Source organism: Solicola agrisoli, from assembly GCF_049059935.1.
Lineage (GTDB): Bacteria > Actinomycetota > Actinomycetes > Propionibacteriales > Nocardioidaceae > JAURVT01.
In genome coordinates, this window is sequence record NZ_JBMGQR010000091.1 from 1 (window position 1) to 15,041 (window position 15,041).

At 72.3% G+C, this 15,041-nt stretch carries 15 protein-coding genes; 4 read left to right on the plus strand and 11 right to left on the minus strand.

Annotated features, from left to right (window positions below):
* Positions 1-116: 116 nt before the first annotated feature.
* On the minus strand, positions 117-917 hold the full coding sequence (locus ACI6PP_RS20660; protein ID WP_421113583.1) for an enoyl-CoA hydratase-related protein: 801 nt from the start codon (positions 915-917) through the stop codon (positions 117-119).
* A 96-nt stretch (positions 918-1,013) separates the two neighbouring features.
* On the opposite strand from ACI6PP_RS20660, the gene ACI6PP_RS20665 reads away from it, so the two are divergent.
* Entirely contained in the window at positions 1,014-1,193 is a 180-nt protein-coding gene (locus ACI6PP_RS20665) for a DUF3117 domain-containing protein (RefSeq protein ID WP_421113585.1), read from the plus strand.
* Between the two features lie 67 nt (positions 1,194-1,260).
* On the opposite strand, the gene ACI6PP_RS20670 is transcribed toward ACI6PP_RS20665, so the two are convergent.
* Positions 1,261-1,875, minus strand: a complete 615-nt coding sequence (locus tag ACI6PP_RS20670; protein ID WP_421113587.1) for an O-methyltransferase — start codon at positions 1,873-1,875, stop codon at positions 1,261-1,263.
* 173 nt (positions 1,876-2,048) lie between these two features.
* On the opposite strand from ACI6PP_RS20670, the gene sigE reads away from it, so the two are divergent.
* Both sigE and ACI6PP_RS20680 read left to right on the plus strand, forming a co-directional pair.
* Positions 2,049-2,672 (plus strand): RNA polymerase sigma factor SigE, encoded by a 624-nt coding sequence (gene sigE, locus ACI6PP_RS20675; protein WP_421113588.1) that lies wholly within the window; start codon positions 2,049-2,051, stop codon positions 2,670-2,672.
* Complete coding sequence (locus tag ACI6PP_RS20680) at positions 2,672-3,886, plus strand: hypothetical protein (RefSeq protein ID WP_421113589.1); 1,215 nt, start codon at positions 2,672-2,674, stop codon at positions 3,884-3,886. The genes sigE and ACI6PP_RS20680 overlap by 1 nt, the downstream gene beginning before the upstream one ends.
* Positions 3,887-3,908: 22 nt before the next feature.
* On the opposite strand, the gene ACI6PP_RS20685 is transcribed toward ACI6PP_RS20680, so the two are convergent.
* From ACI6PP_RS20685 to ACI6PP_RS20705, 5 genes are all read right to left on the minus strand, one after another.
* Complete coding sequence (locus ACI6PP_RS20685; RefSeq protein ID WP_421113590.1) at positions 3,909-5,402, minus strand: S8 family serine peptidase; 1,494 nt, start codon at positions 5,400-5,402, stop codon at positions 3,909-3,911.
* A gap of 112 nt (positions 5,403-5,514) precedes the next feature.
* Entirely contained in the window at positions 5,515-5,853 is a 339-nt protein-coding gene (locus tag ACI6PP_RS20690) for a sec-independent translocase (protein WP_421113591.1), read from the minus strand.
* 40 nt (positions 5,854-5,893) lie between these two features.
* Positions 5,894-7,033, minus strand: a complete 1,140-nt coding sequence (locus tag ACI6PP_RS20695) for an Mrp/NBP35 family ATP-binding protein (protein ID WP_421113592.1) — start codon at positions 7,031-7,033, stop codon at positions 5,894-5,896.
* A 10-nt stretch (positions 7,034-7,043) separates the two neighbouring features.
* Positions 7,044-7,601, minus strand: a complete 558-nt coding sequence (locus tag ACI6PP_RS20700) for a DUF1003 domain-containing protein (protein WP_421113593.1) — start codon at positions 7,599-7,601, stop codon at positions 7,044-7,046.
* Positions 7,591-8,850: a magnesium transporter MgtE N-terminal domain-containing protein gene (locus tag ACI6PP_RS20705; protein WP_421113594.1), complete on the minus strand. Its 1,260-nt coding sequence runs from the start codon at positions 8,848-8,850 to the stop codon at positions 7,591-7,593. The genes ACI6PP_RS20700 and ACI6PP_RS20705 overlap by 11 nt, the downstream gene beginning before the upstream one ends.
* Positions 8,851-8,902: 52 nt before the next feature.
* Between ACI6PP_RS20705 and ACI6PP_RS20710 the strand changes: the two genes are divergently transcribed.
* Positions 8,903-10,432, plus strand: coding sequence for an OFA family MFS transporter (locus ACI6PP_RS20710; protein ID WP_421113595.1), 1,530 nt, complete (start codon positions 8,903-8,905; stop codon positions 10,430-10,432).
* 84 nt (positions 10,433-10,516) lie between these two features.
* Here the strand turns inward: ACI6PP_RS20710 and ACI6PP_RS20715 are convergent, their stop codons facing one another.
* The 4 genes from ACI6PP_RS20715 to ACI6PP_RS20730 form a co-directional block, all read right to left on the minus strand.
* Positions 10,517-11,269, minus strand: a complete 753-nt coding sequence (locus tag ACI6PP_RS20715; protein ID WP_421113596.1) for a hypothetical protein — start codon at positions 11,267-11,269, stop codon at positions 10,517-10,519.
* A gap of 55 nt (positions 11,270-11,324) precedes the next feature.
* On the minus strand, positions 11,325-13,724 hold the full coding sequence (locus ACI6PP_RS20720; protein WP_421113597.1) for an FdhF/YdeP family oxidoreductase: 2,400 nt from the start codon (positions 13,722-13,724) through the stop codon (positions 11,325-11,327).
* 43 nt (positions 13,725-13,767) lie between these two features.
* Positions 13,768-14,283 carry a hypothetical protein gene (locus tag ACI6PP_RS20725; protein WP_421113598.1) on the minus strand — a complete coding sequence of 172 codons (516 nt, stop codon included), beginning with the start codon at positions 14,281-14,283 and terminating at the stop codon, positions 13,768-13,770.
* Between the two features lie 9 nt (positions 14,284-14,292).
* The coding region (locus ACI6PP_RS20730) for an alpha/beta hydrolase (RefSeq protein ID WP_421113599.1) at positions 14,293-15,041 on the minus strand (749 nt) is incomplete at its 5' end.

The window sequence follows — 15,041 nt, forward strand, 5'->3', positions numbered from 1 at the left end:
TTCGACGAGACCCACGACGGCACCACCATCACCGTCGAGCTGGGGCGCAAGCCGACGCGGGCCTACCTCACCCGGACCGCCCCCCGGGGCGTGCTCAAGGCCCTTGGCGCGACGCGCTAGCGACCCTGGAAGACCGGCTTCTGCTTGGCCAGGAAGGAATCGACGGCGGCCGCGTGGTCGGCGGACGACCCCGTGAACGCCATCTTCTGCGCCTCGTGGATCAGCGACGTCGCCAGGTCGTGCGTGGCCGAGTAGGCCAGCGCCCGCTTGATCGACGCGAGCGCGAGGGTGGGGCCGGCGGCCAGCCGCGCGGCGAAGGCGTGCGCGTCCTCGGCGAGCCGGTCGGTGGGCACGACCTCCGTGGCGAGCCCGAGGACCTCGGCCTCGCCCGCGTGGATGGTGCGCGGCCGCATCAGCAGGTCGGTGGCGCGCGCGTGGCCCACGAGCCGGGGGAGCGTCCACGACGCGCCGGTGTCGCACGACAGCGCGATCGACGCGAACGCCAGGTTGTACGACGCCGACTCGGCCAGGATCCGGAAGTCGCAGGCGAACGTCAGCGACGCGCCCGCACCCGCCGCCACGCCGTTGACGGCGGCGACCACCGGCTTGGGCATGGTGGCCAGCGCCGTGACGGTCGGGTTGTAGTGCGCCTCGACGGTGTCCGACAGCGGCGCCGGGCGGTCCGAGCGCAGCCCCTCGACGTGCTCCTTGAGGTCCTGCCCGACGCAGAACGCGCGACCCGTGCCCGTGAGGACGACCGCCCGCGCCTCGTCGTCGGACGCCGCCCGGTGCACCGCGTCGCGCAGCGCCTCCTTGGTGGCGGTGTCGAGCGCGTTCATCGCGTCGGGCCGGTCGAGCGTCACCGTGGCGACCCCGTCGGCGACCTCGTAGCGGACAGGACTGGCTTCTGCGGACATCTGTGCACCGTACCTGTCACCACGGCGTGCCTCGATGGGCGATAATGAGCGCAGCGCCTGAGTCCTGACGGGTGCACAGATCGAGAGGGGTAACGCATGGCGGCCATGAAGCCACGGACCGGAGACGGTCCGATGGAGGTCACCAAGGAGGGGCGTTGCATCGTGATGCGCGTCCCGCTCGAGGGCGGCGGACGCCTCGTCGTCGAGCTCAACAACGCCGAGGCCACCGAGCTGGGCGATGCCCTCAAGGCCGTCCCGGGCGTCGCGACGCCCTGACCGTGCCGCGTCCCGGCAAGACCTCCCACGCCTGCGTCCAGGGCGTGGGAGGTCTGCGTCGGGGGACCTACCGGCGCTGCGCGACCAGCAGGCCGTCGCCCACGGGCAGCAGGGCGCTGACGAGACGCTCGTCGTCGCGGATCGCCTGTCCGAGGTCGCGGACGGCCTGCGTCTCGGCGTCGCGCTGCGACGGGTCGGCGACGCGGTCGGCCAGCAGGGCGTTGTCGAACGCGATGACGCCGCCGGGCCGCACCAGGCGGACCGCCTCGGTGAGGTACTCGGTGTACTCGCGCTTGTCGCCGTCGACGAAGACCAGGTCGTAGTGGCCGTCGGTGAGGCGGGGCAGGACCTCGAGCGCGGATCCCGGGATCAGCCGGAAACGCTGGGAGGCGACGTTCGCCTCGGCGAAGGTCTCGCGGGCGAGGCGCTGGTGCTCGGCCTCGCGGTCGACCGACGTCAGGACGCCGTCGGGACGCATGCCGCGCAGGAGCCACAGGCCCGAGACGCCGGTGCCGGTGCCCACCTCGACGACGGCCTGGGCCTGCGTCAGGGACGCGAGGAGCCGCAACGTCGCGCCGGAGCCCTGGCCGACCGGGGTGGCGCCCACCTCGGCCGCGCGGGCGCGCGCCGACTGCAGGGCCTCGTCCTCGGGGATGAACTCCTCGGCGTACGCCCAGCTCACGGGGGTGCTCGCAGCGCTGATGACGGCCTCCTCAGGACGTGTTCGGACAGCCCACAGCCTAGGGCACGCCGACGCCCGGCCCGGCCACGACTCAGCGCGGACGCGTCCGGGGTTCAGGGAACGGTCACGGCGTTCTGGGCGTTCTCTCAGGCAGGGACGCGAGGATCGTGACCATGAGCATGAAGGTGGACGCTGACGTGAGGTCGAGACGGACGGACGCGGGCACGACCGCGACCGCCGACCTGCCCTCCTGGGAGGAGATCGTCGAGCAGCACTCGGCGCGGGTGTACCGCCTGGCCTACCGGCTAACGGGCAACCAGCACGACGCCGAGGACCTCACCCAGGAGGTCTTCATCCGGGTGTTCCGCTCCCTCGACAAGTTCCAGCCCGGCTCCTTCGAGGGCTGGATCCACCGGATCACGACCAACCTGTTCCTCGACCGCGTGCGTCGTCGCGCCCGCATCCGCTTCGACGGCTTCGGCGAGGGCGCCGAGGAGCGCATCGTCGGGTCCGACCCGTCGCCGGAGTTCGCCTGGCACGACGCCAACCTCGACCCCGACATCGAGACCGCGCTCGCGAGCCTGCCCGAGGAGTTCCGCGTCGCCGTCGTGCTCTGCGACATCGAGGGCCTGTCGTACGACGAGATCGCCTCCGCGCTGGGCGTCAAGCTCGGCACGGTCCGCTCCCGCATCCACCGCGGACGCACCCAGCTGCGTGCCGCGCTGCAGCACCGCGCGCCCGTCGCCGGTCGTACCCGCTTCGCCGGACCGCTCGACGCGGCGGTGCCGGGCATCTGATGGCACACCTGGGCTCGCGGGTCGCCGACTTCGTCGACGGTCAGATGGCCGCCGACGCGGCGGCCGACGCCCAGGTGCACGTCGACAGCTGCGAGGAGTGCCAGGCCGCGGTCCGAGCCCACCGCGAGGTCAAGCGGCGCATGACCGGCCTGGGCGGCAGCGTCCCGGCCCCGTCGGCCGGGCTCCTGCAGCACCTGGCCGACGTCGAGCGCGTCAGCGCCGCCGCCCAGAGCTCGACGGGGCTCCGTGCGCGTCTCACGGGGCTGGTCGGCTCGTCGGGCTTCCGCTGCCTGGTCGCCGCCACTGGTGCCGCCCTGGTCGTGGGTGCGTGCGCGTACGGCCTCGGCTCGCCCGTCGCGTCGTCGGCGGCGCCCACCAGCCCGCCGGTCGACCGCTTCGTCCACGCGTTCGGGGCCTCGCAGGCCCCCACGCCCAGCAGCGGGATCGTCCAGGCGGCACTCGTGCGCGGCACCGGCGCGGTCGACGACGCCGGCCGGGGTGACGACCCCGCGGCCGTCGAGCTGCTCGCCGGCGACGACGGCGCCGTGCCCGACCTCGACCTCGTCGTGCGCAACTACGACGTCCGTCTCGGCGACACCACGCTCGTCGACGGCCTTCGCGCCACCGAGGTGGTCGCCACCGAGGACGGCCGGCGCGCGTCCGCGTACTGGGTCTCGACGTCCACCGGACGGGTGGTGCGGGCGGTGGCCTACGACGACGACGGCACGCCCCGCGAGCTGCCGCTCGCCGCGTCGCCCGCGGTCTCGGCGAGCGCGACCCCGATCTCCGAGGCCGGCATGGTCTCGCTCACCCGCTCCGGCTGGCCCTGCCACGAGACGCTCGCCCGCGACCTCGACCGCGTCGAGGGGGCGTTCTGGGAGCAGGACGCTGAGCGCATCGTGTCCCTGGCCTACACCGACGGCGTGTCGCGGGTCTCGCTCTACGAGCAGTCCGGGTCGCTCGACCCGGCCGGGCTCGACGGCTTCCGCCGAACCACGCTCGGCGCCACCGAGGTCTGGGTCCGCGAGGGCTCGCCCACCGTGGCCACCTGGGACGAGGACGGCGTCGTCTACACGGTCGTCACCGACGCCGGCGTCGGACGGCTGGCCGACGTCGTCGCCGACCTGCCGCACCGGGTCGTCGACACCAGCCCGCTGGCCCGCGTGCAGCGGGGGCTCGAGCGGATGACGCGCGCCGCCGACCCCCTGCGATAGCGGGGCCGGCGGCGTCGGGTCGCTACTGGCGGATCGCCGCCACCGCGGCGGCGACGTCCACCAGGCCGGTGCCCTTGTCGAACGACGTGGTGCGTCCGCCGGCCTGGGTGTACGCGGCGCCGTCGGTGTAGCGGTGGGCGGTGCCGGTGATGGCAGCCTCCACCTCGGCCGGCGTGGCGCCGGGGTCGGCCTGGAACAGCTGCGCGACGATGCCGGCCACGTGGGGCGCGGCCATCGAGGTGCCGCTGATGGTGTTGAACGTGCCGACGTCGAGCGGACCGGGCCCGTTGTTGGGCTTCAGGCCGGTGGCGCAGATCGGCAGGTAGAGGCGGCAGGAGGACTCGATGTCCTCACCGGGGGCCGACACGTCGGGCCAGGTGGAGGAGTCGCTCGACAGCCCGCGCGAGGAGAACTCGCTCACCGTGCCGTCCTTGGTGCCGGTGGCCTGGTCGAAGTAGGACGCGACCGACAGGATGCCGCCGGTGGGGTCCTGCCCCGGCGGGTTGGTCAGCGACTCGCTGCCGTCACCGCCGTCGTTGCCGGCGGCCCAGACGGTGACGACGCCCTCGGCCGCGAGCGCCCGCTGCAGCTTGACGGTGGCCGACTGCGGGTCGAACGCGCCGCCGCCGGTGGGGCCGTAGGAGTTGTTGGTGACCTTGATCGGCGGACAGGTGGACGCGGGGACGCCCTCGCCGCAGGGCTTGTCGTGGTTCTCGAGCACCCAGTTCAGCGCCGAGTCGGCGCCGACGATGAGCAGCACCGCGCCGGTCGAGATGGACACCAGGCTGGCGCCGGGGGCGGCGCCCTGCACCTTGGCGCCGTCGGCGAGCGTCGTGGGACGGCCCGCGACGATGCCGTTCACGTGCGTGCCGTGGCCACCCGCCGAGAGCGTGTCGGTGTCGACGACGTTCGGCACCTTGACCACGCAGTCGGTGCCGGTGGTGGACTCGTCCAGGCACAGGCTCTTCAGGTTGGCGACGACGGCCGGCGTGCCGTCGGCGTCCTTGAGGTACGGGTGGGTGGGGTCGACCCCGGAGTCGATCACCGCGACCGAGACCCCGGAGCCGTCGAGGGCCTGGCCGTTGGCGCCGGTGTCGTTCGCGGCGACGGCCGCGCCGCCCGTCGCGATGTTGGAGGTGGCGTCGGTGGGGGCGATCGGGGCGTTGCCCTCGAGGTAGGTGACACCGGGCTCGTTGCCGGCGGCCTTGATCTGCGCGGCGGTGCCGCGGGCGACCACCACGCCGATCTTGTCGAACGACGTCACCGTGTCCAGGCCGCTGGCCGCGACGGCCCGCTTCGCGGCGGCGAGGTCGGTGCCGTGGACGAGCACGGTGGTCGAGGTGAGCGTGCCGAGCTGGCGGGCCAGCAGGGGCTGCACGTCGGCGGCGATGCCGTCGGAGTCGGCGTTCGCGGTGGGGGCCAGCGTGAGGGCGCCGGCGGCGGCGGCGACCGCCGCGGCGGCGACGCCCACGCGGCGCAGGACGCGGCGGCTGGGGAGGGTCTTGGACGGGCGCATCGACGGGTTCCTTCGTCTCGGTGGTCGCCGGAGTGTGCCCGGTCCAACGCAAGATGAAACCCCGAGTTACACCTGGGGCGGGAAAACCCGCCAGATGGGGGAGGTGCCCGGCCTACGTCGACTCGTCGTCGAACGGGGGCGTCTCGTCCTCCTCGAGGGGACGGTCGGCGGCCGCCGCGGCGCTCTTGGACGGGCGGTCCCTCGGCCCCTCCATGGCCTCGACGATGTTGCGTCGCACCACCTCGCGGGGGTCGAGGTCGCGCAGGTTGAGGTCCTTGAGCCCGGCGAAGTCCTCGCCCATCTCGTCGGCGAGGTCGGACTTGGCGTTGTCGACCATCTGCCGCACCGTGCGCAGCATCTGCCCGGCCTGGCGGGCCAGGTCCGGCAGCTTGTCGGGCCCGAACACCAGGACGGCGACGATGACGACCACGGCGATCTCGGGCCATCCCATGCCTAGCACGTCGTCGTCCTCACGTCCGTGGCGCCGTGGCTCAGAGCCGGCCGGCGGGCGTCAGGCCGAGCTGCATGCCGGCGAGACCGCGGGAGCGGCCGACGAGCCGCTCGGCGACGCCGCGCAGCTCCTTGGCCGCGGGGGAGTCGGGGGCCGACTCCACGATGGCGACGCCCTCGTCGCCGCCGACGCGCACCGCCTCGTCCAGGGGGACGTGGGCGAGCACGGGCACGTCGTAGCCGAAGCGCTCGCTGAGCGTGGAAGCGACCTTCTCGGCCCCGCCGGAGCCGAAGATCTCCATCCGGTCGCCGTTGGGGAGCTCGAGGTACGACATGTTCTCGACGACGCCCACGACGCGCTGGTGCATCATCGAGGCCATCGTGCCGGCGCGCTCGGCCACCGACGCGGCCGCCTGTTGCGGCGTGGTCACGACCACGACCTCGGCGTTGGCGAGGTGCTGGCCCAGGCTGATGGCGACGTCGCCCGTGCCGGGCGGGAGGTCGAGCAGCAGTGCGTCGAGGTCGCCCCAGTAGACGTCGGAGAGCATCTGGACGAGCGCCCGGTCGAGCATCGGGCCGCGCCAGGCGACCACCTGGTCGCGACGCGGCTTGAGCATGCCGACGCTCATCACCTTCAGGCCCCGCACCGGGACCGGCATGATCATGTCCTCGACCTGCGTCGGGCGGGCGTCGCCGATGCCGAGCATGTCGGGGATGGAGTGGCCGTAGATGTCGGCGTCGATGATGCCGACCTTGAGGCCCTGCGCGGCCATCGCCAGCGCGAGGTTGACGGTGACCGACGACTTGCCGACGCCGCCCTTGCCCGAGGCGATCGCGTAGACCTTGGTGAGCGAGCCGGGCTGGGCGAACGGGATCTCGCGCTCGGCCTGGCCGCCCTGCAGCACCTCGCGCAGGTTCTTGCGCTGGTCGTCGCTCATGACGCCGAGCTCGACGAGGACCTCGACCGAGGGGTCGAGCTTCTTGACCGCGGCGGTGGTGTCGCGGGTCAGGGTGTCCTTGAGGGGGCAGCCCGAGACGGTGAGCAGGAGGCGGACGCGGACGTTCGCGCCGTCGACCTCGACCTCGTCGACCATCCCGAGCTCGGTCACGGGCCGCTTGATCTCGGGATCCTGGACGGAGTTCAGGGCCTCGCGGACGGCGGCCTCGGTCAGAGTGCTCATGCCACCGATGCTACGTGCGGGGGCCCGAGCGCGACGGCCGCGGGTCGGCGTCGCCGTCGTCGTCGCCGGTGGAGCGGGTCTCGGAGGCGCGCGACTCCTCCAGCTCCTGCAGCAGCCCCCGCAGCTCCGAGCGCAGGAAGTCGCGGGTGGCGACCTCCCCGAGGCCGAGACGCAGGCTCGCGACCTCGCGGGCCAGGAACTCCATGTCGGCGTGGGCGCGGGTGTTGGCCTCGCGGTCCTGCTCCTGGGTGACGCGGTCGCGACCCTCCTGGCGGTTCTGCGCGAGCAGGATCAGGGGCGCGGCGTACGACGCCTGGAGCGACAGCATCAGCGTCAGGAAGATGAACGGGAACGGGTCGAAGCGCAGCGACTCGGGGCCCACCGCGTTCCAGATCAGCCAGACGACGATGAAGACCGTCATGTAGCCGATGAACTGGGCCGTGCCCATGAACCGGGCGAACGTCTCGGCGAACTTGCCGAACACCTCGGGGTCGACGTCGGGTCGCCTCAGCCCGCGACGCGTGTCGCGCGGCTGGTCGAACCGCTCGCGCCCGTCCTCACGCGCCATGGGTCAGCCCCGCAGCCGCACGCTCGCGCCAGTCCTGGGGCAGGAGGTGGTCGAGGACGTCGTCCACCGTCAGCGCGCCCACGAGGTGGCCGCTGTCGTCCACCACCGGGCAGGCGACCATGTTGTAGGCGGCGAACACCGTGGCGACCTCCTCCAGATGGCTCTCGGGGCGCGGCCACTCGATGTCGTTGTCGACGACCGCCGCGACCAGCGTCGACGGCGGCTCGCGCAGCAGCTTCTGGGTGTGGACGATGCCGAGGAACTTGCCCGTCGGGGTCTCCAGCGGGGGCCGGCAGACGTAGACCTGCGCGGCGAGGGACGGGCTGAGCTCGGGGTTGCGGACGCGGGCCAGGGCCTCGGCGATCGTGGCGTCGGGCGGCAGCACCACGGGCTCGGTGGTCATCATGCCGCCGGCGGTGTGCTCCTCGTAGACGAGCAGCCGGCGCACGTCCTCGGCGTCCTCGGGCTCCATCAGCGCGAGCAGCGCCTCGGCGGTCTCGGGCGGCAGCTCGCCGACGAGGTCGGCGGCGTCGTCGGGTGACATCTCCTCCAGCACGCGGGCGGCGCGCTCGGTGGCCAGGGCGGTGAGGATCTCGACCTGCGCGGTCTCGGGCGACTCCTCGAGGACGTCGGCGAGCCGCTCGTCGTCGAGCTCGGCGACGATCTCGGTGCGGCGCTTGGCCGTCAGCTCGCGCAGCGCGTTGGCGAGGTCGGCCGGTCGCATCTGGTCCATCGTGGCCAGCAGGTGCGTGGCGCGCTGCGCCAGCTCCGCGCCGACCAGACCGGTGACCTCGGACCACTCGCCGATGTGCGACTGCCCGCGGCGGCCGAACCGCTTGCTGGGCTCGCGCAGGGCGACGTGCGACAGGTACCAGTCACGGGTGCGTCCCTGCTCCATCGCGACGTCGTACACCGAGCCGTCGATGTCGCCGTCGCTCAGGTGGACCGTGCGGTCGAGCAGCTCGCCCAGGACGAGGGTCTCGGTTGCGCGCTGCTCGAAGCGTCGTACATTCAGGACACCCGTGGTGATGATCTGGCCGGAGTCCAGCGACGTCACGCGCGTCATCGGCAGGAACACGCGGCGACGACCCAGCACCTCGACCACCAGGCCGAGGACGCGAGGTCGCGAGCCGCCCGTCCTGAGGGTGACGACGACGTCGCGGCACTTGCCGACCTGGTCACCGGACGGGTCGTACACGACGTGACCTGCCAGCCGAGCGATGTAGATGCGGCTGCCTGGACTCGTCACAGCCGAGACCCTACCCGCCCGGGACCGCCCGGACGGCAACGAGAGGCACCACATGAGCCTGGCCCTGCTGGAGCGCGAACGGACGGTGGCCGGACCCGGCTTCAACCGTTGGCTGATCCCGCCCGCTGCCCTGGCCGTCCACCTGTGCATCGGGCAGGTCTACGCCACCAGCGTCTACAAGGCGTCCCTGGTGGCGCAGTTCGACTCGACCCTCACCGCGGTCGGGATCGTGTTCTCGATCGCGATCGTCATGCTCGGCCTGTCGGCCGCCGTGTTCGGCACCTGGGTCGACACCGGCGGCCCGCGCCGGGCGATGGTCGCCTCCGCGCTGTTCTGGTCGGTCGGCTTCCTGGTCGGCGCCGCCGGCATCGCGACGTCGCAGCTGTGGCTGCTGTACCTCGGCTACGGCGTCATCGGCGGCATCGGCCTGGGCATCGGCTACATCTCGCCGGTGTCGACGCTGATCAAGTGGTTCCCCGACCGCCCGGGCCTGGCCACGGGCATGGCGATCATGGGCTTCGGCGGCGGCGCGCTCATCGCGAGCCCCGTCTCGTCGCGTCTCCTCGCCGCCTACGACTCCGCGTTCGACTCCTCCGACCCCACGTCGGTGGCGAGCGGGTCGGCGGTCGCCAGCCTGTTCGTCACGCTCGGCCTGGTCTACCTGGTCGTCATGCTGTTCGGCGCCTGGATCATCCGCGTCCCGGCCGCCGGCTGGAAGCCCGAGGGCTTCGACCCCGCGTCGGTCAAGGCCAAGCCGATGGTCACCGACGCCAACGTCTCGGCCAACAACGCGATCAGGACGCCGCAGTTCTGGCTCCTGTGGGTGGTGCTGTTCTGCAACGTCACCGCGGGCATCGGCATCCTCGAGCAGGCCGCGGGCATGATCCAGGACTTCTTCCGCACCGGCGAGACCAGCACCGTCGCCGCGGCCACCGCCGGCGGCTTCGTGGGCCTGCTGTCGATCTGCAACATGGCCGGCCGCTTCGTCTGGTCGTCCACGTCCGACGTGGTGGGGCGCAAGAACATCTACGTGCTCTACCTGGGCGTCGGCATGGTGCTCTACGCGTGCCTCGCGCTGTTCGGCGACTCCTCCACGGCCCTGTTCGTGGTGCTCGCGGGCGTCATCCTGACGTTCTACGGCGGCGGGTTCGCGACGATCCCGGCCTACCTGCGCGACCTGTTCGGCACCTACCAGGTCGGAGCCATCCACGGCCGCCTGCTGACGGCGTGGGCCGCGGCCGGCGTCGCCGGACCGCTGATCGTCAACGGCTTCCTGGACGCGCGAGGCACCCCCGGTGAGCTCGTGGCCGCCGACTACCGCCCCGCGCTGCTGACGATGGTCGGCGTGCTCGCGGTGGGCTTCGTCGCCAACCTGCTGGTGCGTCCGGTCGCGAGCCGGTTCCACGAGAAGGCCGGTGCGCGCGACGCGTCCGACGGCCCCGCCACCGACCACCCGAAGGGCGAGGTCAAGGGCGCGCAGAAGGCCCAGGGCGTGCTCGTCCCCATCGCGTGGCTCGTCGTCGGCGTGCCGCTCGCCTACGGCGTCTACCAGACCGTGTCACGGGCGTCGGCACTGTTCTGACCCACCCGCCGCAGACGCACGACGCCCCGCACGCGAGAAGCGTGCGGGGCGTCGTCGTCGCGGTGCTGCCGGTGCGACCTCGCGTCAGATGCGGATGCCGCGGGTCTTGGCGCCCTGGATCGTCGACGTGGTCTTGATCAGGACGCGGTACTTCTTCTTGCTCGAGGAGCGGAAGGAGTAGTAGCCGGTGCCCTTCTTGTTCAGCTTGATCGTCTTCTTGGTCCGCCACGTGCCGCCGGACAGGACCTGGAGCTTCACGCGCTTGGCGCTGATGTACTTCTTCTTGCTCGAGGACCAGATCTTGACGTTGGCCTTGGCGCGCTTGCTGCTGCCCGTGCTGCGGACCTTGAGCTTGCCCTTGACCGCCGAGCGCACGTAGAAGGTGCGGTTGACGTTCTCGCTGCCGAGGTAGGCGCCGTTGGCGGCGTAGTAGTACAGCGGGCCGACCTGGCGGGCGCCGCGGCCGTAGCCGTTGTAGTAGGTGAACGAGCCGCGACCCGTGCTGATCGACAGGTTGAAGGTGCCCAGGCGCTTGCTGCCCTTGCGGATGGGCACGGCGATGCGGCTGGCGTTCGCGAACTTGGGCGAGCCGCCGACGGCCGCCGAGATGGTCGTGCCGCTCTTGCTCGACAGCACGCCGTTCGTCACGCTCATGCTCGTGACGGCCTTGCGGGCACCGGCCGAGGCGGTGGTCGGCGCGTCGGACGTCAGCGTCGCCGAACCGGTGGTCGAGTCGCTGGCGCCGGCGAGGCTGGTGCTGCCGAGGGTGAGCGCGACGGCGGTGGCGCCGACGACGGTGACACGCGCCGCGACGCGTGCGATGGAGTTGGTCTTCACGTGGATGTGTCCCCCTGTGAGTCGGATGTCGATCACAAGGTAGACCCCGTCGGGGTCAGGACATGGGAGCCGTCTCGACCCGTGACTTGTGTCCGTCGTCGGACCCCGTGCCGTCCTGCCCGCCGCCGCGTCGCGAGGCCCCGCCGGAGCGGGTGTGGTGCCCCGTGGTGGCGGGCTCGAGGGACACCACGACGGCCTTGGAGGTCGGCGTGTTGCTGAAGTCGGCCGTGGAGTCGAGCGGCACCAGCGGGTTGGTCTCGGGGTAGTAGCCCGCGGCCGATCCACGCGGCGTGTCGTAGGAGACGATGCGGAAGTCGCTCGCCCGACGCTCGATGTCGTCGTCGTCCCAGCGGGCGACGAGGTCGACGTGGTCGCCGTCGACGAAGCCGAGCGCCGTGATGTCGTCGGGGTGCACGAACACGACGCGGCGGCCGCCCTCGATGCCGCGATAGCGGTCGCTGAGACCGTAGATCGTGGTGTTGTACTGGTCGTGGCTGCGCAGCGTCTGCAGCAGCAGGTGCCCCTCGGGCACGTGCAGCAGGTCGACGGGCGAGACGACGATCTCGGCCTTGCCCGACCCGGTCTTGAAGGTGCGCGAGTCACGGGGCGGGTGCGGGAGCACGAAGCCACCGGGCCGGTCGACCTGCTCGGTGTAGTTCTCGCAGCCCGCGACGACCCGCGAGATGTGGGTGCGGATGCGTCCGTAGTCGGCGCGCATCGCGGCCCACTCGATGCCGTGCCGGTCGCCGATCGTGGCCTCGGCGATGCCGGTGACGATCGCGACCTCCGAGCGCAGCAGCGGGCCGGCGGGCTCCAGCGGACCGCGCGAGGCGTGCACCGCCGACATCGAGTCCTCGACGCTGATGAACTGCTCGCCGCTCTCCTGCCGGTCGATCTCGGTGCGCCCGAGGGTGGGGAGGATCAGCGCGGTCTCGCCGGTGACCAGGTGCGAGCGGTTGAGCTTGGTCGACACCTGCACCGTGAGCCTGGTGCTGCGCAGCGCGTCGGCGGTGACGTCGGTGTCGGGGGCGGCGTGCACGAAGTTGCCGCCGAGCCCGACGAACACGTGGGCCTTGCCGTCGCGCATCGCGCGGATCGAGTCGACGGTGTCGAGCCCGTGCTCGCGCGGCGGGTCGAAGCCGAACTCGCTCTGCAGGGAGTCCAGGAACCACTCCGGCGGACGCTCCCAGATGCCCATCGTGCGGTCGCCCTGGACGTTGGAGTGGCCGCGCACGGGGCACAGGCCCGCGCCGCGCTTGCCGATGTTGCCCTGGACGAGGGCGACGTTGGTGATCTCCTTGATCGTGGCGACGGCGTTGCGGTGCTGGGTGATGCCCATGGCCCAGCAGAAGATCGTCGCCTTGGAGTCGCGCAGCATCTCCGCGGCCTCGGTGATCGTGGCCCGGCTGAGACCGGTGGCGCGCTCGACCATGTCCCAGTCGAGGTCGGCGACGTGCTCGCGCCACGCGTCGAAGCCGGTGGTGTGCTCGGCGACGAAGTCGTGGTCGATCGCGTCCCACTGCGAGAGCAGGTGCCCGAACGCCTGGAACAGCGCCAGGTCGCCGTTGATCGCGATGGGCAGGTACAGGTCGGTGAGGTCGGTGCCGCCGCCCACCATGCCGCGGACCTTCTGCGGGTTCTTGAAGTTGACCAGCCCGGCCTCGCGGAGCGGGTTGATCGACAGGATCTTGGCGCCGCGGCGCTTGGCGGTCTCCAGCGCCGAGAGCATGCGGGGGTGGTTCGTGCCGGGGTTCTGGCCCGCGAGCACGATCAGCTCGGCGTCGTACATGTCGCGCAGGCTCACCGAGCCCTTGCCGATGCCGATGGACTCCGCCAGCGCGACGCTCGTCGACTCGTGGCACATGTTGGAGCAGTCGGGCAGGTTGTTGGTGCCGTAGGCGCGGATGAACAGCTGGTAGGCGAACGCCGCCTCGTTGGACGCGCGTCCGGAGGTGTAGAAGATCGCCTCGTCGGGGGAGTCGAGCGCGTTCAGGGTGTCGCCGACGAGCGCGAACGCCTCGTCCCAGTCGATGGGCTCGTAGTGCGTGCCGCCGGGGCGCTTGACCATGGGCTCGGTGATGCGTCCCTGCTGCCCGAGCCACCACTCGGACTGCTGGTCGAGCTCCTCGATCGAGTACCGGGCGAAGAACTCCGGGGTGGCGCGGTCGGTGGTGGCCTCCTCGGCGACCGCCTTCGCGCCGTTCTCGCAGAACTCCGCGGAGTGCCGGTTCTCCGGGTCCGGGTCGGGCCAGGCGCAGCTCATGCAGTCGAAGCCGTCGGCCTGGTTGAGCTTGAGGAGCGTCTGGGCCGTGCGCACCGGACCCATGTGGTCGATCGCGCGCTTCATCGACACCGCGACGGCGGTCGGCCCGGCGGCGTGGTGCTTGGGGCCGTGGACCTCCACCGCGTCCTCGTCGTAGTCGCCGGTGAGGGAGTGACGGTCGGCGCGGGACATCAGATGGTGCTCCTCGAGTCGAGATGCGGTGTGGTCCCCAACGCTAACCCGACAGCGGCGGTGGTGCCTTCCGCGCCCGTCGGAGCGACCACGGGCCGGCGGTGCGGGTCGTCGCCGGGGACGCGACGGGCTCCTCCCGCTGCGCACCGTCGCCCAGGCGTCCGGGCGCCTCGAGCACCTCGACCGGGACCAGCCGGCTGACCGTCGCCGACGTCGCCCAGCGCCGCAGCGGATCCGGGCCGGCGACGTTGAGCCGGTCGGCGAGCAGCACGCGCGCGGCTTCATCCCAGCGTGCGTCGTCGGCGGGGACGGTCTCCACGGTGGCGCGGACGCGCGCCACGGTGAAGCGCGTGGCCCGCGAGCGCAGCGTCAGCACGGCGTCATGGACGTGGTCGATGCCGGGGAGCGGCTGCTCACCACCGCCGCTGACGACCCACACGGCGTCGTCGTGCCAGACGTGCGAGACGGCGTGGTGGCGCGGCGGGTCGCCGAGCGTCACCCACACCAGGCCCGAGCGTCGCGCCAGCTCGGCGACCAGCGCGGCCTCGACGGGGTCCATGCCCAGACGCTAGCCCGTGTGGGCGTGCACCGCGGGCATCGCCGCGGCCGTGGCCTGCTTGACGAACTCGCCCACCTCGGCAACGGCGGCGCGCGCCTCGGGCAGCCAGGACGCGGCCTGGAAGACGTGCACCTGGCGCTCCCACACCTGCAGCTCGCACTCGACGCCCGCGGCGACCAGGCGCGAGGCCATGAGCTCGGCGTCGGCGAGGAGCATCTCCTGCGAGCCCACCTGGATGAGCGTGCGCGGGTGCCCGACCAGGTCGGCGTCGACGGGGGAGCGGCGCTCGGGGGAGACGCCGTCGACCTCGAAGCGGGTCTCGACGCGGTCGGCGAGGTCGGTGAGGGCCTCGACGGCGCGGAGCGTGAAGACCGGGCAGCGGTTCGCGTTGGCGTGGGCGCGCTTGCCTGCGGGGTCCATGTCGGCGAGCGGCGACAGGGCCACCACGCCGGCCGGTCGCGGGAGGTCGGCGTCCATCGCCTCGAGCGCCGTCATGAAGGCGAGGTAGCCGCCGGCGGAGTCGCCGGCCACCACGACGTCCTCGCCGCGGTAGCCGTGCGCGAGGAGCCAGCGGTAGCCGTCGAGGGCGTCGGCGACCGCGTGGTTGATGGTGTTGCGCGGCATCATCCGGTAGCCCACGTGGAGCACGCCCGCCCCGGACGCCTTGGAGATGCGGGCGACCAGGCGGCGGTGGGAGTTCAGGCCGCAGCACAGGAAGGCGCCGCCGTGTAGGTAGAGGATCGCGCGGTCGGGCGCCG